The 18,888-nt window shown below is 73.3% G+C and carries 13 protein-coding genes; 8 read left to right on the forward strand and 5 right to left on the reverse strand.

Annotated elements, in window-relative coordinates; all coding sequences use genetic code 11:
* Nucleotides 1-127: 127 nt before the first annotated feature.
* The 3 genes from ElP_RS34320 to ElP_RS34330 form a co-directional block, all read right to left on the reverse strand.
* Complete coding sequence (locus ElP_RS34320) at nucleotides 128-787, reverse strand: PEP-CTERM sorting domain-containing protein (RefSeq protein WP_145278060.1); 660 nt, start codon at nucleotides 785-787, stop codon at nucleotides 128-130.
* A 155-nt stretch (nucleotides 788-942) separates the two neighbouring features.
* Nucleotides 943-3,261: a choice-of-anchor Q domain-containing protein gene (locus tag ElP_RS34325; protein WP_145278062.1), complete on the reverse strand. Its 2,319-nt coding sequence runs from the start codon at nucleotides 3,259-3,261 to the stop codon at nucleotides 943-945.
* A gap of 320 nt (nucleotides 3,262-3,581) precedes the next feature.
* Nucleotides 3,582-4,562 (reverse strand): MBL fold metallo-hydrolase, encoded by a 981-nt coding sequence (locus tag ElP_RS34330; protein ID WP_145278064.1) that lies wholly within the window; start codon nucleotides 4,560-4,562, stop codon nucleotides 3,582-3,584.
* Between the two features lie 736 nt (nucleotides 4,563-5,298).
* On the opposite strand from ElP_RS34330, the gene gyrA reads away from it, so the two are divergent.
* Complete coding sequence (gyrA, locus tag ElP_RS34335; RefSeq protein ID WP_231749364.1) at nucleotides 5,299-8,031, forward strand: DNA gyrase subunit A; 2,733 nt, start codon at nucleotides 5,299-5,301, stop codon at nucleotides 8,029-8,031.
* Between the two features lie 176 nt (nucleotides 8,032-8,207).
* Here the strand turns inward: gyrA and ElP_RS34340 are convergent, their stop codons facing one another.
* Nucleotides 8,208-8,963 carry a hypothetical protein gene (locus ElP_RS34340; protein ID WP_145278068.1) on the reverse strand — a complete coding sequence of 252 codons (756 nt, stop codon included), beginning with the start codon at nucleotides 8,961-8,963 and terminating at the stop codon, nucleotides 8,208-8,210.
* A gap of 373 nt (nucleotides 8,964-9,336) precedes the next feature.
* On the opposite strand from ElP_RS34340, the gene ElP_RS34345 reads away from it, so the two are divergent.
* From ElP_RS34345 to ElP_RS34365, 5 genes are all read left to right on the forward strand, one after another.
* Nucleotides 9,337-10,308: a GDP-mannose 4,6-dehydratase gene (locus ElP_RS34345; RefSeq protein WP_145278070.1), complete on the forward strand. Its 972-nt coding sequence runs from the start codon at nucleotides 9,337-9,339 to the stop codon at nucleotides 10,306-10,308.
* A gap of 347 nt (nucleotides 10,309-10,655) precedes the next feature.
* The gene (locus tag ElP_RS34350; protein ID WP_197446595.1) at nucleotides 10,656-11,369 is read left to right on the forward strand and encodes a PEP-CTERM sorting domain-containing protein; all 714 of its coding nucleotides are present in this window, start codon (nucleotides 10,656-10,658) and stop codon (nucleotides 11,367-11,369) included.
* Nucleotides 11,370-11,594: 225 nt separating this feature from the next.
* Complete coding sequence (locus ElP_RS34355; protein ID WP_145278073.1) at nucleotides 11,595-12,992, forward strand: YcjX family protein; 1,398 nt, start codon at nucleotides 11,595-11,597, stop codon at nucleotides 12,990-12,992.
* A gap of 110 nt (nucleotides 12,993-13,102) precedes the next feature.
* Nucleotides 13,103-14,257, forward strand: a complete 1,155-nt coding sequence (locus ElP_RS34360) for a YcjF family protein (RefSeq protein ID WP_145278075.1) — start codon at nucleotides 13,103-13,105, stop codon at nucleotides 14,255-14,257.
* Between the two features lie 902 nt (nucleotides 14,258-15,159).
* A complete protein-coding gene (locus tag ElP_RS34365; protein WP_145278077.1) occupies nucleotides 15,160-16,953 on the forward strand; it encodes a choice-of-anchor Q domain-containing protein in 1,794 nt (597 codons plus the stop codon).
* A gap of 99 nt (nucleotides 16,954-17,052) precedes the next feature.
* Here ElP_RS34365 and ElP_RS34370 read toward each other — a convergent pair whose 3' ends face one another.
* A complete protein-coding gene (locus ElP_RS34370; RefSeq protein WP_231749365.1) occupies nucleotides 17,053-17,733 on the reverse strand; it encodes an NAD(P)H-hydrate epimerase in 681 nt (226 codons plus the stop codon).
* Between the two features lie 214 nt (nucleotides 17,734-17,947).
* Between ElP_RS34370 and ElP_RS34375 the strand changes: the two genes are divergently transcribed.
* Nucleotides 17,948-18,196 carry an FmdB family zinc ribbon protein gene (locus ElP_RS34375; protein ID WP_145278081.1) on the forward strand — a complete coding sequence of 83 codons (249 nt, stop codon included), beginning with the start codon at nucleotides 17,948-17,950 and terminating at the stop codon, nucleotides 18,194-18,196.
* Between the two features lie 208 nt (nucleotides 18,197-18,404).
* Nucleotides 18,405-18,641: a hypothetical protein gene (locus tag ElP_RS34380; RefSeq protein WP_145278083.1), complete on the forward strand. Its 237-nt coding sequence runs from the start codon at nucleotides 18,405-18,407 to the stop codon at nucleotides 18,639-18,641.
* Nucleotides 18,642-18,888 lie beyond the last annotated feature (247 nt).

An 18,888-nucleotide genomic window follows, 5' to 3' on the forward strand; every position in this document is an offset into this window, starting at 1 on the left:
ATCGGCCGGGGCCCGGTCCGGCTCCACCCTTTCCCCGGGATTTGCCGCCTGGGGCGGCCGGCGACGGTCGTGCGGGGAGGGGCGGCTCCTGGTCCTTCTCCGCCCGACGGGCCGCCTCGGCCACGCGTCACTCCCGCGGCCGCCCCCTCGCCCGGCGGACCAGCCCCAGCAGGGCGACCCCGCCCGAGGTCAGCACCAGCGTCGAAGGCTCGGGGATGAACCCGACGACCGTCACCGTCCCCGACGAGAGGCCGGCCAGGGGGATCGGCTCGAACGTCGGGTCGAGGAAGAACGTGCTCGCCGAGCCCGGGACGATCGAGACGGTGAACGCCGAACCCGGGCCCGGGGGGGCGTCCCGCGACGCCTCCAGCACCAGCCGGGCCAGCAGGGTCGGCGTGCCGGGCACCTCGACGCCGAGTCCCGAGTCGGTGCCGTCGCCGCCGAGGTAGGTGTCGCCCGGGGCCAGGGTCGACACCACGACCCCCGCGGGGGGGGACAGCGCCGCCGTCGAGTCGCCGAAGAACAGGTAGCCCGGGTCGGCCAGCTGCCCGTCGGCGGGCGGGGAGGCGAACTCCAGCCGCTGCCCGCCGACCGCCTCGACCCGGACCTCCAGGCCGAAGACGTCGAGCACCGCGCCGTCGGGGCTGGAGATGAGCACGTCGACGGTCGCCGTCCCGCCGGGGGCGAGGGCGGCGTCGGTGATCGTCAAATCGATGGTCGCCCCCCGGGCCATCGGCCCGATCAGCAGGGAGACGAGGAGCGCGATCGCGGGGGGAGTCCGTTGCATGGCGATGTCCTCAACAACCAGATCCGAGGCCGTCCCGTCGGGAGCCCGATTCTAGGGGACCGGGGCCGTCGCCACACGAGGCACCGGCCCCGGGTGTGGCCCCCGGGCAACATGCCGGCCGCCCGGGGCCTCGCCCCGGGCGGCCGGCGATCGGCTCAGGGGATCCGATGGCCCCGGCTCCGGATCGCCAGGGTCCGGTCCAGCGCGTTGACCGCGCCGTCCCCGTTGACGTCCGCCTCGGGGTCGCCGGTCCCGTAGGAGGCCAGGATCCGGGAGAAGTCCCGGTTGTCGACGACCCGGTCGCCGTTGACGTCGCCGAGGAGGCGGTGGAACCCCTGGTCCTGCAGGACGGTCTCGAAGACGTCATCGCCGTCCAGGTCCAGCTCGATCCAGTACGAGCCGTCGCCGACGCCCGAGTTGCGATCCCCCCCGATGCCCTGCGGGCCGAAGTCGAACCGGAGGACATCGCCCGAGACGCCCAGGACGCCGTCGAGCGGCACGGGCTCCTGGGGGCCGACGACCGGATTGCCCGAGGCGTCCCAGCTCACCGGGACCCAGCTCATCCGGGCGGCCCCCCGGTCGAACAACTCGTACAGGGCCCACGGCTCCCCGACCGTGAAGTGGGCCTCCACGGTGCGGATGAAGGACCGCTGGGCCTGGCCGTGCTGGACCTCCAGCGCGTCGAACCGCAGGTCGGGGCCGCCCGCCACGGGCACCTCGAAGGCGCCGACGTCGTGGGCGGGCCCCTGGGGCCTGGAGATGCCGCGGAGGTCGGCGGTGACGTCACCCAGCGTCAGGCCCGCGTCGATCGCCGGGCTGCCGGGCAGGGGGACGGACGACTCGTCCAGCATCGGGTCGATCCCGACGCGATTGCCGTTCTCCCCGTCCGTCAGGTTCACAACGGAGTACGGCCCGAAGATGTTGTGGGCGCTCTCCGGTTCGAAGCTCACCCCGGTGCTCCACCCGACGATCGTGTTGGTGAGGGTCCAGGTCCCGCCGTATCCGTAGAGATCACTGTCGAGGGCGGGCGACGCCTGGGCGATGGTGCTGTTGGTGATCGTGATCGCCCCTCCCTCCTCGATGATCCAGCGACCGGCCTCATCATCCCACCCGGTCTCCGCGCCACCATTGGCGATTCCCAAGCCATAGGACTGCCGGCCGGAATTCCCGGCGATGAGCGTATTGGTGATCGTCAGGGGGCCGCTGTTGTAGATCCCACCTCCAAGCCCCGGGGGGGACGTGTAGGAAGCGCTAGGCGTGTTCCCGATGATGGTCCCGCCGGTGATGTCGAGCGTGCCTGAGTTGTAGATCCCGGGGCCGTGCCTCGGGGCCCGGCTGTCGTGGACCGTGGTGTCGATGAGGGCCATCGTCCCCCGGTTCTCGATGCCGCCGCCGTCGCCCCAGGCTTCCGGGTCGAAGATCACCCCCGAGAGGGACGTCCTCGAGATCGATGCGGTCCCCTCGCTGTAGATGCCCCCCGCATGGGCGGGAGCCTCGCTGACCGGGGTGATCGGGCTGTGAGGTCGTTCCCCCTCGGCCCTCCCCGAGACGATGGATCGGTCGAGCTCCAGCGTGCCGAGGCTGTAGACGGCCCCCCCGACGTGCGCCGTCCCCTCCACGCCGCTCCCGAGGATCGAGACCGCCCCCGTGCTGTAGATGGCGCCACCGGTGCCGGCGCCGGCCAGGTCGCCGAAGTCATAGGCCGCCCACGTCCCCCCGGCCCGCCCGGAGACCGAGCTGTCGACGATCGAGACCGAGCCGCCGCCGTTGTAGATCCCCCCACCCTGGCCGTCGATGAACACGTAGCGCTCGGGAAAGAAGTCATCTTCCGTGTCCGCCGAGGCCGGGCCGGCCTGCCCGGAGACCGAGCCGCCGACGATCGAGACCGAGCCGCCGTCGTTGTAGATCCCCCCGCCGTAGCCGATCCGCGGCGAATTGGTCGGCGCGTGGGGCGAGACCGCCCCTCCCGAGACCGAGCTGTCGACGAGCGACAGCGTGCCCCCGGCGTTGTAGATGCCGCCGCCGTAGCCGACCTGGAGGTCGGGCGAGGGCTCGAGCGTCGAGTTCGCCTGGCCCGAGGCCGAGCTGCCGACGAGCGACAGCGATCCGCCGTCGAGGTAGATGGCGCCGCCCCGCTCCTCGGCCTCCCCCCCGGTGATCGCCAGGCCGGAGAGCTCGACGACGCTCCGGGCCGAGATCGAGAGCACCCGGCTGTTGCCCAGGGCGTCGATGGTCGCGGGGCCGCCCTCGGATCGGATGGTCAGCGCGTCGGCGTCGTCGACGGCCAGCTGGCCGAGGGCCAGGGCGTAGGAGCTCTGGGCCCCGTCGATGATGGCCGGGAGGACGACGGCGTCGTCGCCCGGGGTGGACGCGGCCAGTGCGATCGCCTCGCGGAGGCTGGTGGTGGCGTCGGGCTGCACCTCGTCGGCGAAGGTGTCGACGAGGATCGTCGACAGCAAGGCCCGGCGTTCCATCGCCTCGACCGTCGGTCGCCGCCGGCGCGACGCCCGGGGAGACGGGGGTCGCCCCGGGCCGTCACGGCCCTTGCGAGGGCGACGCCCGCGAACAGATGAGGAGTCCATATCCACCCTCCTCGATTCCGGGGCCCGCCGAGGATCTCGGAGGGCCACTATATTTCTAATCGGGAATTTATTCCATCGGCGATTTTAGCATTCGCTTGGGCCGCCGGGCAAGGGGTTTTCGACCGGAATCCGAGGGGGCGGCGGGGCGTCCGCCCCGCCGGCCGTCGGGGCGCGCGGCGAGGCGGCGGCCGGCCGGCACGGGGGAGTCGGGGTCAGTCGTCGTCCCCCTCCAGCAGGGCCGAGAGGGCCACGCCGGCCAGCAAGCCGACGCCGACGCCGGTCAGCAGCCGGGCCATCGGGTGGGGGACGTCGGGCGGGACGGAGATGACGCCCCGGTGGTCGGCCAGGGCGGAGCGGCCGACGTATCGGCCGTGTTCGGGGATCGCCTCCTCGGCGAAGCGTCGGGCGAGGCGATGCAGGCCGGCTCGGAGGGCCTCGCCGGACATGGGCTCGCCGTGGCCGGTGGCGGCCAGCTCCGGATCCAGTGCCGCCAGCTCCCGGACGGAATGCCAGGCCGAGGGCCAGTCGGGGGTGAAGTACCTCGGCGGGCCGTGGAGCCCCGGCTCCTGGGTCAGCACGGCGAGGGCGGACTCCTGCCGGGTGGTCACGAAGGCGTCCCCGGCGATGAGCGTCCGGTCGGAGTCCCGGAACAGCGAGACGTGGCCCGGGCTGTGGCCCGGGGTGTGGAGCCAGCGCCAGCCGTCCATGCCGGGGACGCTGCCGTCGGCCGGCAGGGGGCGGGCACGCGCCCCCACGTCGACCGGCCCGGCGGGGTAGAGCCAGGAGAGCCCCGCCATCAGGCCGCCGCCGACGGTCGGGTCCGGCGGCGGGTAGCTGGACCGGCCGGTGATGTAGGGCAGCTCCATCGTGTGGGCATAGACCGGCGCGTCCCAGCGTCGGGCCAACTCCTCCAGGGCGCCGACGTGGTCGAAGTGGCCGTGCGTCAGGACGATGGCCGAGGGCCGGGCGCCCTCGCCGAACCGCCCGGCCGCCGCCCGCTCGATGGCGCCGGCCGAGCCGATCATCCCGGCGTCGACGAGGACCCAGCCGCGGTCCCCGGCGCCCTCCCGGCCCACGAAGTAGAGGTTGACGATTCCGGTCCTGGTGTAGGCCAGGTCGTCGAGCAGGGGGGCCGGCCATCGATCGGGGCCCAGGCCCAGGCCGTGGCTCGCGTGTTGCATCACCGTCGACATCGGGGGTGCCTCCTCCCTCGGGCGGTCTCGAGAACGATCGGCGGGGCCGACACCCCGCCCCGCCCTTCCCACGGCAAAGCCCGCGCCGACCCGGACCACGACCAATCCTTCCCCGGCATCCCAGGACTCATCCCGAACCGGCCGGATCGCTGACCTTCGCTGACCTTTGGGGTGGCCGGGGGCTTGGTCCGCTCGACCCCGGCCGCCTCGGCCCGGGAGGGTTGCGGTTCGACGCGACCCCCCATGGCGGGGCGTCGAACGCGTTGTTGCCGATTCGTCGACCCGTCGATCTCGGGGAGTGCGGCCCGGGGCCGGGCCCGTCGCCCCGGCCCCCGACCGGCAGGACCATCGTGGAGACCCTCGCGATCGTCGACGATGGGGCGGGCCCCCGCCTCGCCACCCGGGACCCGAACCCGATGCCCCCAGTCGGCGATTCGCCCCGAGCGGGGCTGGAGCGGTCCCGTCGTCGGTGACCCTCCGGCCGGTCGTCGGGCATGTCCTGGAGGTCGCCCGGCCGGTCCGGGAGGCCCGAGCGGCGCGACGGCCGTCCCCCGGCCCGATCGGAGGCGCCGGGAACCCTTGCCCACACTTCGACTTAAGGGGCCCGGCCCCCCGCCCTTCGGCGTTGTCGACCCGCCCGATTTCGGGTAGAATGGGTGTCGACCAATGTCCACTATGCCCGGGGCCGATGCGCGGCACCCGGGGCATCGACCCGGGCCGAGGGATCGAACCAATCGTGAGCACCGCATCGCCGACCGAGGGCCACCTGCCGACCCCGCCGCTGAACATCGAGGACGAGCTCAAGGAGAGCTACCTCAACTACGCGATGTCGGTCATCGTCAGCCGGGCCTTGCCCGACGTCCGGGACGGGCTGAAGCCGTCGCAGCGGCGCATCCTGGTGGCGATGCGGGACCTGGGGCTCTCCCCCGGCGGCGGCACCAGCAAGTGCGCCGGCATCGTCGGCGAGACGATGAAGCGGTATCACCCGCACGGCGACAACTCGATCTACCCGACGCTCGCCCGCATGGCCCAGTGGTGGAACATGCGGCACCTGCTGATCACCGGCCAGGGGAACTTCGGCTCGATCCACGGCCTGCCCCCGGCGGCGATGCGGTACACCGAGGCGAAGCTCAGCCCGGTGGCCGGCGAGATGCTGGAGGACCTGCAACTCGACACGGTCGACTTCCAGCCCAATTACGACGAGAAGTACTCCGAGCCCCGGGTCCTGCCCGGCAAGTTCCCGAACCTGCTGGTCAACGGCTCCGGCGGCATCGCCGTCGGCATGGCGACGAGCATCCCGCCCCACAACCTGGGGGAAGTCTGCGACGCCTTGGTCGCCCTGATCGACGACCCCGAGATCGACCTGCACGGCCTGATGGGGTACATCCGGGGCCCGGACTTCCCCACCGGCGGCACCATCTGCGGCAAGTTCGGGATCATGGAGGCGTACCGCTCCGGCCGGGGGCGGATCACCCTGCGGGCGAAGTACGAGATCGACGAGCTGAAGGACGGCCGCTCGCACATCGTCTTCACGGAGATCCCCTACCAGCTCACCAAGGAGTCGCTGCTCAAGAAGCTGGCGGATCTGGTCAACAGCGGCCGGATCAGCGGCATCTCGGCCGTCGACGACCACTCCGACCGCAAGCAGCCGGTCCGCGTGGTCGTCACCGTGAAGCGGGGGGAGGATCCGAACGTGATCCTCAACCAGCTCTTCCAGTACTCCCCGCTGCAGGACACCTTCAGCGTCATCATGCTGGCGCTGGTCGACGGCCGGCCCCGGACGCTCGCCCTCAAGGAGATCCTCCGGCTGTACCTGGACCACCGCGTGGTGGTCATCCGCCGGCGGACGCAGTTCCAGCTCCGCCAGGCGAGGCAGCGGGCCCACGTCGTCGAGGGGCTGCTGATCGCCCTGCACTACATCGACGAGGTGATCCGGGTCATCCGGTCGTCGGCCAACCCCACCGAGGCCCGGGCCCGCCTGATGGGGCTGGAGGTCTCCGACCAGATCCTCCGGCGCGCCCTGGACTCCCCCGACGCCAAGGCCACCGGCCCGCTCACCCGCAACCAGGCCGACGCGATCCTGGCCATGCGGCTGCAGCAGCTCACCGGGCTGGAGGCCGACAAGCTCGCCGAGGAGTACAAGAAGCTCCGGGAGGACATCGCCCGGTACGAGGCGATCCTGGCCGACGAGCACCTGATCTACGACCTGATCCGGGCCGACCTCCGGGAGCTGAAGCAGAAGTACGCCAACCCGCGCCGCTCCGAGGTCTCCGGCGAGGAGCTGGGGGACTTCGACAAGGAAGCCCTGATCCGCGAAGAGTACATGGTGGTCACGATCACCAACGCGGGCTACATCAAGCGGCTGCCCCCCAGCACCTACCGGGCCCAGGGCCGGGGCGGCCGGGGGATCGCGGCGACCAGCACCCGGGAGGGCGACTTCCTCGAACACATGTTCGTCGCCCTGACGCACGACTACATCCTCTTCTTCTCCGACCGCGGCAAGGTCTACTGGTTGAAGGTCTACGACGTCCCCGAGGCCGGCCGGACCGCCGCCGGCCGGGCGATCGTCAACCTCCTGCAGCTCGACAACGACGAGGGGGAGCGGATCACCGGCTTCCTGCCCGTCCGCCGGTTCGTCGAGGACGAGTACCTGATGATGTGCACCCGGCGGGGCACGGTGAAGAAGACCGAGCTGACCGCCTTCAAGCGCCCGCTGGGCCGGGGGATCATCGCCCTGGGCCTGGACGAGGGGGACGAGCTGATCGCCGTCGGCCGCGTGAAGGCGGGCGACCACGTGCTCATCTCCACGAAGCAGGGCATGGCGATCCGCTTCGACGAGTCCGACGCCCGCGCCATGGGCCGCACCGCCCACGGCGTCCGGGGCATCTCCCTGGGGGACGGCGACGAGGTGGTCGGCATGATCGTCGCCAACGGCCAGGAGGACGAGGCGAGCCTGCTGACCGTCTGCGAGCGCGGCTACGGCAAGCGGACGGCCCTGACCGAGTACCGCTCCCAGAACCGGGGCGGCAAGGGCCTCATCGACATCAAGACGACCGACCGCAACGGCCCGGTCGTCACCATCGCCAAGGTCACCGACGACGACGAGGTGATGCTCACCACCGCCGGCGGCAACATCATCCGCACCCGGGTCGGCGACGTGAACCTGATCGGCCGCAACACCCAGGGGGTCCGCCTGATCCGGATCGACGAGGGGGACTCCGTCGGCTCGCTCGCCAAGCTGCCCGAGGAGGAGCTCTCCGCCGCCGACGGCGTCGACGACGCCGTCGCGGAGGCCCTCGCCGAGGCCGAGGCCCCGGACTCCCCCGAGGCCGTCGGCGACGCCGATGAGGCCCACCCCCCGGCCGGTGCCCCCCGCCCCGACCACATCCTCAACGACGGCGTCGGCCCCGCCGAGGCCAGCGACCACCTCGACGACCAGGATGCCGACGGCGAGCCGGACGCCGAGTAGGCGGCCGGGCCGGCCGGCGTCGGCCGGCGGGAGTCGAACGGGAACGAGGCAGGGGCCGGGTCGGCTGCGATCGACCCGGCCCCTGCCTCGTCGTCCGCCCCAGGACCCCGGGCCCCGGGACCCTCCCCGTCCGCCTTCGGGCCGGCCGGCACGGGCGGCCGTGCGGTGCCCCCCGCTCAGTACCGCCGCCCCCCCCCGGCATAGCCCCGGGGCCGGGTGGGGGGCGGGGGGTTGGTGGCCTCGGCGAGGGTCTTCGAGCCGTCGACGAGCCAGTCTCCCTCGTGCTTGCTCCAGATCAGGGAGAGGGTCAGGGTGTTCTTCGGCGCGTCCGGGGCGGGCGTGGTGGAGGGGGGAGGGGGCGGCGCGAAGGTGACGATCATGCTGAGGAAGCTCCGGGCCGAGGTGTCGTCGGCCTTGATGAGCGCGGCGCTGATCCGCACGTCCTTGGGGCGGCGCCGGGGCCCCTCGTAGTTGAGCTTCGGCCGCATGGCCTCGTGCCAGGCGGCCAGGTCGTCGGCGGTGCCGGGCGCGGCGAACTCGCGCAGGAGGTCGAGTTCGTTGTCGACGAACAGCCTGCCGACGTGGGCCGACCGCCCTTCGACGTCCGCCGGCACGGTGAAGGAGGCCATCAGGGCCGAGGCACCGTAGCCCAGCATCGCCAGCATCGCCACGCCGAGGACGCCGAGCTTCACGGGCTTCGGGATGTCCTTGATCATCCGGGCGACGTCGAAGTCGAAATCGAGGGCCGGCCGGGCGTTGGCCTTGCGGCCCTTCTTGCGGCCCTTCAGGGCGCCGGGGTCGCCGAGCATGATCGAGCCGGTCTCGTCCATGTAGAACATGGTCCCGCACTTGCGGCACTTCAGCCGGCTGTTGAGCCGGTCGAGCGGGATCTCGCCGTGGCTCCCACAGTTCGGGCAATTCATCGGGATCATGGGACGGTGCCTCGGTCCAGGGCGATCGGTGCCCGTCGTCATCACGGCCAACTTCGGCCGAGGCGGGCGGCGTGGGGTTCCCGGGGTCGAGCCCGTCGGGACCGGTCTCCTCCCGCAGTCCCGAGCAAACACGACTCCTTGATTCTATTCTATCGTATCGGCCCCCCCCGCCCCCGGTGTCTCGGGCCTCGTCGCGTGAGGCGGCCCCGCAACATCGCCCACGGGCCGTCCCCCCGGCCGACCCCCCCCTGCTCGCCTTGCCCGGCCCCGGCCGGCCGATTACCCTGGGCACTCCGCCCCGGCGGGGGATCGGCGCGGATCGCGTCGGGGCGGGATCGGCGGATCGATCGGGGGCGGGAGGGGGGAATCGGCCATGAGGGCGCTGGTCACCGGCATCTCGGGGTTCGTCGGCGGACACCTGGCCGAGCACCTGATCGACTCCGGCGACCAGGTCGTCGGCCTCTCCGCCTCCGGGAGGTGGTCCGTCGCCTCGGCCCACCTGGCCGAGTCGGTCCGGCTGGAGGCGTTCGACCTGGTCACCGACTCGGTCGAGTCGCTCTCCCGGCTGATCGCCCGCAAGCAGCCGGAGGCGATCTACCACCTCGCCGCCCAGGCCAACCCCAGCGCCAGCCTCGACGACCCGAGAGGGACCTGGGGCCTGAACCTCGGCGGCACGATGACCCTGCTCGACGCAGTCCGGGCCGCCGGACTCGACCCCCTGCCCCGGGTCGTCCTGGTCGGCTCGGGCGTCTCCTACGGCAACCCCGCCCCCGAGGACTTGCCCGTCTCCGAGCGCTGCCCCCTGCGGCCGAACAACCCGTATGCCGCCAGCAAGGCCGCCGCCGACCTGCTGGGCATCCAGCACGCGCTCTCCTACGGCACCCCGGTGGTCGTCGCCCGCCCGTTCAACCACGCCGGGCCGAGGCAGGAGGACCGCTACGTCCTCGGCAGCTTCGCCCGGCAGGTGGCCGAGGTCGAGCGCGGCACCCGCCCCCGGATCGAGGTCGGCAACCTGGAGGTGGTCCGCGACTTCACCGACGTCCGGGACATCGTCCGGGCCTACCGCCTGCTCGCCGAGCACGGCCAGGCGGGCGAGGTCTACAACATCGGCACCGGCCGGGACGAGTCGCTGGCCTCGATGCTGGAGACGCTCCGCCGCCTGGCCCGGGCCCCGGTCGAGGTCGTCGTCGACCCCGCCCGGGTCCGACCCGTCGACCAGCCGCTGCTGCTGGCCGACGCCTCCAAGCTCCGCTCCCGGACCGGCTGGGAGCCCCGCCTGAGCACCGAGCAGACGCTCGCCGACATGCTCGACCACTGGCGATCGGCCCTCGGCGACCCATCCTGACCCGGCCCCTCGCCCCTCCCCCCGCCGGCCCGGCCGATCGCCGGCCGGGCCCGGCGGCGCACGCCCCCCGACTCGCCCCGTGACGCACCCGAGCCGCCGCGACCCGTTCGCGGCGGCTCGTCGTCGTTTCCGGGGGTGCGATGATGCATGCGGGAGACATTCGGGCCGGTGGGGTGATGCCGGAAGGCGGCGCACATGTTGACGCGAGGAACGGTGGTCACGGCGGGGGGGCGGGCTCGAACTGGGACTCGTGGGAAACGCTCGCGACGCCGACATCGCCGCGAGCCCGCCGTCGTCCCGGCCCCATGAATCGACGTCCCCGCATATCCATCGATGAGCTTGCTGCCATGAACCGATTCCACTCACTCCTGACCAGGACCGCGCTGCTCCTGGCCCCCCTCTGCCCGATCCTCTCCTCCCCCGCGTCCGCCACCACGGTGAGCCTGTCCGTCGAGGCGCCGGGCGTCCAGCAGTCCTCCTTCTCGAACATCGTCACCGAGGACTTCGACTCGCTGTCGACCGGCTCGACGACCCTCATCAACTCCGCCGTGGGGACCTACAGCGCCGCGGCCCCCGGCGGCATGATCGTCTCCGCCGACGCCTACGGCGGCGCCTACCAGACCCAGTACCTGGCCGTGGGCAACCAGAGCCTGCCGACGACCTCGATCACGCTCGACCTGGCCGGCCCCGCGACGTACTTCGGCTTCTACTTCGGCGCGATCGACGCGTTGAACACCGTCGACATCTTCGACGGGGCCGAGCTGGTGGCCTCGATCACCAGGGCCACGATCCTGCCGCTGCTCGGCGGGGACCCGGACTACTTCGGCAACCCGAACACCGGGGAGAACACGGGCGAGCCCTACGTCTACGTGAACGTCGTCGCCACCAGCGGGACCTTCGACCGCGTCCTCTTCTCCAACCCCTCGGGCACCGGCCTGGAGTCGGACAACCACAGCGTCCAGGTCGTCCCCGAGCCGAGCAGCCTGGCGATCGCCGGCATCGGCCTGCTGGGCGTCGGCGGCGCCACCCTCCGCCGCCGTCGCCGCCGCAAGGCGGGCTGACCGCCCCCCAATCGCCGATCGGGCCGGCCCGGCCCGCCTCCCAGCATCGGGGGCGGGCCGGTTGTGCGCGCGGGCCCCGGGATCCGGCCCCCGGTGGGCGATCCCCGCCTTGATGGAACGGAGGGGGCGGGTCAACATGGTCGGGTCGCCTCGACCCGAGAGCGCGGGCGGGGGGGGCCCGGGCCCCCCCCGCCGGCCTCGCAGCCCCTCCCCGACCGAGCCCCGATGATCAACCCGCTCCGCCGCCAGCCCTTCCGGTCCCGGCGCTCCGTCGGCCTGGTCGGCCTGTTCTACAGCGGCAAGACGGTGCTGCTGACCTCGCTGATCGCCCACCTCCGCAACCACGACCCCGACCGCCTGCCCCTCTCCCCCTCCGGGGACCCCGTCGAGCTGACCCTGCTCGGCGACCTGCCCCCCGCCGTCTGCGCCGAGCGGTTCGACTTCGACGACCACTACAACCGCCTGATCGAGTCCGACTGGCCCGCCAAGACCGATCGCCTGAACGAGTACCGGGCCGAGTACGTGATCGGCCGGGACAGTTGGTGGACCACCGACCTCTCCCTCGTCGACCTGCCCGGCGAGCGGCTGGCCGACATGGTGATCGCCCTGCACCCCGACTTCGAGGCCTGGAGCGACGCCGTGCTCGGCGTCTTCCGCAACCAGGCCGAGTTCGCCTCGATCGCCCGGCCGTACCTGGCGGCGGTCGAGGGGGCCTCGGACGAGTCGACGATCCTCACCGCCTACCGGACGGTCCTGGCCACCCTCCACACGCGGTTCATGCCGTTCATCTGCCCGTCGAGCTTCGTGCTCGGGCCCGATGGCGTCCCCCTCGACGCCCGGCTCGGCGACGACGTGCCCCCCTCGGCCGAGGACCGGATCCGCCTGAAGGCCGACCGCGGGATCTGCGGCCTCGCTCGGGCCGAGCAGTTCGCCCCCCTGCCCCCCGCCGCCCGGGGGCGGTCGCCGGGGACGGCCTCGGCGTTCGCCGAGCGCTATCGACGCTACCGGGAGACGCTGGTGCTCCCGTTCGCCCGGGCGCTGGGACGCTGCGACGACCTGGTCGTGCTCGTGGACGTGACGGTCCTGCTCGAAGGGGGCCACGGCATGGTCAACGCCTACCGGGCCTTCCTGGAACAGGTGCTCATGTACGTCGACCCCGGCCTGAGCCCGGGGCGGCAGCTGTTCGCCTCGGCGGTGTCGCTGCTGTCGCTGGGGCTCTCCCGGCTGGAGCACGTGCGCCGGGTGGCCTTCGTGGCCACGAAGGCCGATCGCGTGGTCCGGGAGGACCGGGACCGGCTGCTCGACCTGCTCACGCAGCTCACCCGGCCGATCATCCGGCCGCATCAGGTCCGCAAGGACCTGGGGGTCGAGCACCTGATCGTGGCCGCGGTGCGCTCCACCTGGGCGGAGCCGGGCGACCCGGCCGACGTCCTCCGCTACAACACCCCCCGGGGCGAGGTCCGGGCCCCCGTCTCCCGGCTGCCCGACGACTGGCCCGACCAGTACGACCCCGGCCGCTTCCGCTTCCCCCGCCCCGAGCCCTCGCTGCCCCGGGCCCGGGTCAAGGTGCCCCCCCACATCAACCTCGACCGCCTCGCCCGCTTCGTCCTCGGCCTGAAGTGAAGGCCGGCCCCTGAGCAGCGATCGGGTCAAGGCGATCGCCCCGGGCTGATATGATGTCCGTCGGCCGACGGCCATCCCGCTCCCCCCCGCTCCCCCCCGAGGGACCCCCGATGAGCAATCCCCCCGGCTACGGCCCCTCATCCGGCATCCCCGGCGGCGACGACGACGGGCCCGTCCCCCCCGCCCCCGGACCGGGGCGCCCCGAGGGGCCCGCGACGGAGCCCGGGCCCGCCCGCCGCTCCCGGCCCGTCGACTCCGGCATCCCGGCCCCGGCGATCGACGAGGCGATCCTCGGCCCCCCCCGCGCGTTCGTCGAGGATCCGATCCCCGACCTCGACCTGACGGAGCAGGACGAGCCCGGCCGATCGACGCTCATCGACCGGGGCACCGCGGGATTCCTGCTGCTGCTGATGACGGCCGTCGTCCTGCTGTTCGTCGCCGCGCAGGCCTCGCTATTCCTGACCACGCTGGCGGCCTGGCCGCCGGTGGTCCGGGCGATCGGGTATGCGACGGCGGCGGTCCTGGCCGCGATGTTCGCCGTCTCGATCGTCGGCCTGGCCTGGCGGTACGCGACCCTGCCCGTCTCCCCCGGCCTCCGGCTGGATCGGGCGGACGACCTCGGCCGACGCCGGGCGGTCCAGGCCCAGGCCCGCCGCAACACCGCGCTGGCCAAGCGGCGGCTCGTCGAGTTCCTCGACCTCTACCCGACCGACCCCCGGCACCTCCGCTTCCTCGCCTCGATCTCCGGCGAGGAGGCCGCCCGGCAGCTCCTCGAACGCCGCGACCGCCTCCGGTCCCTCGACCACGCCACCGACGCCGACTGGGTCCTCGACTTCGAGGACCAGTTCCTCACGCCCCTCGACGCCTCGGCCGACGCCCTGGTCACCCGGCACGCCGTCTCCGTCGGCTGGAAGACGGCGATCGTGCCGACCGGCTTCCTCGACGCCCTGATCGTCGTCGCCAACGCCTACCACCTCGTCGGCGCCCTCTGCCGCCTCTACCACCTGCGGGCCGATTCCTGGTCGACCCTGAAGATCACGGCCCACATCTTCGCCAACACCTTCGTCGCCGGCCGCCTGGAGGAGCTGACCGACGCCGCCGCTGACCAAGCATTCGACCAGATGCACGACCTCATCGGCGGCCAGGTCGCCCGCACCGTCCTCTCCCGGTTCTCCTCCGGCATCACCCAGGGCACCGTCAACGCCCTGCTGGTCCGCCGCTTCGGCCGGTCCGCCGTCCGGGCGCTGCGGCCGATCCGCCGCTGAGCCCGACCCCTCCTCTCATTTTGTGTGACTGCCGTTCGCCCCGGCCACGATGATTATGTCGGAGGGACCATCCGACGCGGAGCCGATCCGCCCCCGGCCTAGACCATCGTCCTGCGCCCCTGAGCATCCTCCGTGGCGAGTTCTCGCAATCATCCATCCTTCCCGATCCCCCGGACCTCCTGCCGTCGCCGCCCCCGGCCGGGTCGTCTCGGTGAGCCCGGAGGAGCCGGGGCCGGGCCTCTCGTCCCCCGGCCCCTCCCTTCCCACGATCGGCGATCGGGGCCCGCGAGCGGATCGGGTGATGCCTGTCACCTCGGCCGCCCCGATCGACGGAGCGAAGCCATTTCGATTTCGGGAACCGTTGTGGTGGCAATTCTTTGCGTCGAATCGATCCCTGCGCACCGGGGGCGCACCGGAGGCGCACTGGGGGCGCACCGGGCGCGCCCCGGCCGGTGCCGGAGCCGTCGGACGACACGGGCCCCTCGCCTCGAATCGCCCGACGGGGGTCGGCCCGACACCCGTCCCGGCTTGGACGTCCGTCTCGGGAGCCGGCGGGCCGCCTCGCGGTGTCCTCGGAAAACGGAACGAAGCCATTTCGGATTTCGAATTCCTTGTTATTCCATCGAGTTGCGTCGATTGCTTGGGGCGCACCGGGGCGCACCGGGCCGGTCCCGATCGACGTCCCGGGCATCCGGGGCGGGTCGACCGACGCCCGATGACCTTCCGAGGGGGTCCGGCACCGGATCGGATTCCGGGGGATTCGATTGGATCGGTCGGGGAAGATCGTCCGATCATTCCAGGTGGATCGGCCCCGGCCGGGGAGGGCGTGCCCTCCCCGGGGGATGGCAAGACCGGGGCGGTCGGCGGGGTGTCGAGGCTCGACTCGGGAGCGGGGTGCTCGGATGGGATCGTCCTTCTGGCGGAATCGGATCGGTTCGGGCCCCCGGCGCTCGACGGCACCGGCGGGGCACCGCAGGCGTCGGGCGTGGGCGGTCGCCGGGAAGGTCGAGGGGCTGGAGCCCCGGGTCGTCCTGGCGAGTTTCACCGTCACCAGCGCCGCCGACGGCGGGCCCGGCTCGCTCCGGGACGCCATCGAGCAGGCCAACCGGCTCCCCCAGGAGGAGCACACGATCGAGTTCGCCGCCTCCGTCGGCGACGCGATCGTGCTGACCGGGCCGCTGCCCACGGTGTCCGTCGACATCGAGATCGAGGGGCCGGAGGAGGGCGAAGACCGCCTGACCATCGGCCGATCCCCCTCCCCCGACACCCCCGAGTTCCGGCTCTTCACCGTCGCCGAGGACGCCGACCTCCGCCTCCGCCGCCTGATCCTCACCAACGGCGACGCCGAGTTCGGCGGCGCGATCTTCAACGAGGGGATCGTCGGCCTGGACTTCTCCACCGTCGTCGGCAACCGGGCGCGGTTCAAGGGCGGGGGCGTCTACAACCGGGGGACGCTCTACACCTACCACGCCCGGATCGAGGGGAACACGGTCGAGGGGGCGACGACCATCGGCTACGGCCCGGCCGGGATCGGCCGGGGGGGCGGCATCTACAACGACGGCTGGGCCGCGATGTCGGTCACCAGCGTCACCGGCAACCGGGCGAACCGCGAGGGGGGCGGACTGTTCAACGAGGGGACGTTCAACATCCAGGCCAGCACCTTCAGCGGCAACGTCGCCGAGGGGTTCGTCCTGGCCGGCGGCCTGGTCCCCTACGGCCGGGGGGGCGCCATCTACAACGCCCATACCGTGAAGATCGACGCCTCCACCATCGCCGAGAACCGGGCCAACCGGGTCGGCGGCGGCATCTTCAGCAACGTCATCCGGGGGGGATCGGACCGGGTCAACCCGTACCGGATCGAGGACTCGGTGCTCGAGTCCAGCATCGTGGCCGACAACGAGAACGGGGACCTGGTGGTCAAGACCGGCACGTTCCTCTCCCAGGGGAACAACCTGCTCGCCGGGGGGGCCGAGGTGGCCCCCCAGCCCACCGACCTCGTCGGGGTCGACCCGATGCTCGGGCCGCTGGGGTTCTACGGCGGCTACTCGCTGACCCACCCGCTGCTCCCCGGCAGCCCGGCGCTGGATCGGGGGCTCCGGGATCCGGACTTCGCCTTCGACCAGCGGGGCACCTTCCGCCCGGAAGGGGAGGCCGACATCGGCGCCTTCGAGTCGAACGGCTTCAACCTGTCGGTCGTCTCCGGGGGGGGGCAGTCGGCCCCCCCGGGCTCGGCCTTCGGGGAGCCGCTGACCGTCTCGGTCGAGCCGGTCGACGACCAGCCGGTGGCCGGCGGGGTCGTCGTCTTCTCGGCCCCCACCTCCGGGGCCTCGGCCGTGCTCGCCTCGGCGACGGCGGTGATCGGCCCCTCTGGGCTGGCCGGCGTCGGGGCCTCCGCCGGGGAGGTCCCCGGCTCCTACGCCGTCGAGGCCACGGCCGGCGTCGGGTCGGGGGTCTCCTTCGGGCTGACCAACGAGGGGACCCCGCCGGCCGTCGAGCCCTCCTCGATCGGCGAGCCGGCCCCGGCCGCCTCGCCGATCCCGGTTTCCGCCCAGCGTCCCTCGCCTTACCGGTCGGCCTCGGGCCTGCCCGGGGCCTTCCCCGCCGGCCGATGGGCGGCGTTCGCCGCCCGTCGGGGAGTCCCGGCCGACCGCCAGTCGATCCTCGAACTGCTGCGATCCCGGGGTCGACCCGCCTGACCCGGACCCGACGGCCGCACCGCCATGACGCACCCCCCGAGTCTGCCGGCCCGCACCCCCGGCGGTCGGGACCTCAAGGTCCCCACCGCCGACGTCCCCTCACGCCCGGGGCCGGAAGGGCTCCAGCAGCAGGCCGGGCACGCCGATGTCGACCACCCGGACCTCCCCGGTATAGCCCGAGGCCCCCGGGGCGTCGAAGCCGAGCTTCGAGGAGACGAAGGTGGCGGTCATTCGGGCCCGGATCGCCTCGCCGAGCGGCCGCCCGGTGTCGCAGTCGAGGCCCGAGGGCAGGTCCAGCGCCAGCACCGGCGTGCCCGAGGCGTTGACGGCCTCGATGATCGCCCGGATCGGCCCCTCGACCTCCCGGGCCAGGCCGGTCCCGAGCAGGGCGTCGACCACCCAGTCGGCCCATCGCAGGTCCTCGTCGATCGCCGACGGGTCGGCGATCGTCCCCTGGTCGAACCCGGCCCGGCCCAGGACCGACCGCTGGAGGGCCGGATCCCCCCGGAGGCGGTCGTCGGGGACGGTCCATCGCACCCGGACGGGCCACCCCCACGCGTCGAGGTGGCGGGCGACCACGGCGCCGTCGCCGCCGTTGTTGCCGGGGCCGCAGAGCACGAGCACCCGGGCGGGCCCGGACTCCCGGGCGCCGACCAGCAGCCCCGCCGCCCCCCGGCCGGCGTTCTCCATCAGGACGATCGTCGGCAGGCCCAGCTCCTCGGCCGCCCGGCCGTCGATGCGTCGGACCTCGTCCCGGGACAGGGGGCGGAGCGTGGTCACGGGGTCGTCTCCCGGGGCGAGGTGTCGCCGCCTCCCCATGCCCGGCCCGCCGCCGTTGACGGGGAGTCGCCGGCGTCTCCTATAATACCCCCGTCACCGCCGGCCCGACGACCCCGACCCTCGATCGGGCCGGGCCCGGCCCCGGGGGCCGACGACGGCCGCCCCCCGGGCGATGGGCCCGGCGGACATCCCCCAGACTGGAGGCCGAGCGACCATGCCCCTGTACGAGTACCGTTGCGACGACTGCGGCCGGGACTTCGAGGCCCTGGTCCGGGGGCCCTCCGACGGGCCGAGTTGCCCCTCCTGCGGCGCCTCGTCGCTGACCAAGCGGTTCAGCGTCCCCGCCGCCGCCCGGGGCGGCTCGGTCGGCCCGGCCCTGCCGGTCTGCGACGCCCCCTCCCCCGCCGCCGGGGGCTGCGGCGCGATGGGCTGCGGCGGCGGCTTCTGCGCGATGGACAACTAGGCCGGGCGTCCCCCCGGCCGGCCCGATCGGCCGAGGCCGAGTCGCCCGGGGGCGGTCGGCGCACTAGGGTTCCCGCAGGAACCAGGCGAGGCGAGGCGGGCATGACCCCTCCCGAGGGGGACGCCCGGCCCCGACGGCGACGGAGCCGGCCGGGGCGTCCGGGGGTCCCTCCCGGGCCTCGAGCCGGGGCCGGTCCCGGAGGGAGGCCATGTCCCACTGCGTCAACTGGCTGCTCGATCCCCGGCTCCATCTCGTGCTGGTCGCCTCGGTGCTCGCCTCGGTCGTCGTCGGCGACCACCGATGGCTCTCGGCCGACTCGGTCGTGCCCCCCGAAGTGGAGTCGTATTTCAACCGGGCGACGCTCGTCCTCTACCAGGACGGGACGACGTCCCGGCACGTGCCGGATCCGGATGGGCTGGAGTCCGCCGGCGACACGACCGAGTGACCCCCGTCGCGCCCCGATCGCGCCAGCCGGACCGCCCCGGGGCGGTCGACGCAAGCCGGCGCGGGGCCGGGACTTCCCATCCGCGCCAGGTGGCGCCAGCGCCTCCCCGGTTCGATTGACTTCCCCCCGGCCGGGGCGCATATCCCCCTGGCCGGCCGATCTCTGTCCGGGGCCGACCGCCCGAATCGGGCGGTCCGGGCCGGCCCGGGCCGGGTCGAGTCGTCGGCGGAGGGGGGAGACGGTGGTC

Origin of the sequence: Tautonia plasticadhaerens, assembly GCF_007752535.1 — a bacterium.
In the GTDB taxonomy this organism is placed as follows: Bacteria; Planctomycetota; Planctomycetia; order Isosphaerales; family Isosphaeraceae; genus Tautonia; species Tautonia plasticadhaerens.

Coding starts and splice junctions, on each gene's coding strand:
- ElP_RS34375 (WP_145278081.1), top strand. CDS start 17,948: ATGCCCCTGTACGAGTACCGTTGCGACGACTGCGGCCGGGACTTCGAG.
- ElP_RS34345 (WP_145278070.1), top strand. CDS start 9,337: ATGAGGGCGCTGGTCACCGGCATCTCGGGGTTCGTCGGCGGACACCTG.
- ElP_RS34355 (WP_145278073.1), top strand. CDS start 11,595: ATGATCAACCCGCTCCGCCGCCAGCCCTTCCGGTCCCGGCGCTCCGTC.
- ElP_RS34350 (WP_197446595.1), top strand. CDS start 10,656: ATGAACCGATTCCACTCACTCCTGACCAGGACCGCGCTGCTCCTGGCC.
- ElP_RS34320 (WP_145278060.1), bottom strand. CDS start 787: ATGCAACGGACTCCCCCCGCGATCGCGCTCCTCGTCTCCCTGCTGATC.
- ElP_RS34360 (WP_145278075.1), top strand. CDS start 13,103: ATGAGCAATCCCCCCGGCTACGGCCCCTCATCCGGCATCCCCGGCGGC.
- ElP_RS34340 (WP_145278068.1), bottom strand. CDS start 8,963: ATGATCCCGATGAATTGCCCGAACTGTGGGAGCCACGGCGAGATCCCG.
- ElP_RS34380 (WP_145278083.1), top strand. CDS start 18,405: ATGTCCCACTGCGTCAACTGGCTGCTCGATCCCCGGCTCCATCTCGTG.
- ElP_RS34365 (WP_145278077.1), top strand. CDS start 15,160: ATGGGATCGTCCTTCTGGCGGAATCGGATCGGTTCGGGCCCCCGGCGC.
- ElP_RS34330 (WP_145278064.1), bottom strand. CDS start 4,562: ATGTCGACGGTGATGCAACACGCGAGCCACGGCCTGGGCCTGGGCCCC.
- ElP_RS34325 (WP_145278062.1), bottom strand. CDS start 3,261: ATGGAACGCCGGGCCTTGCTGTCGACGATCCTCGTCGACACCTTCGCC.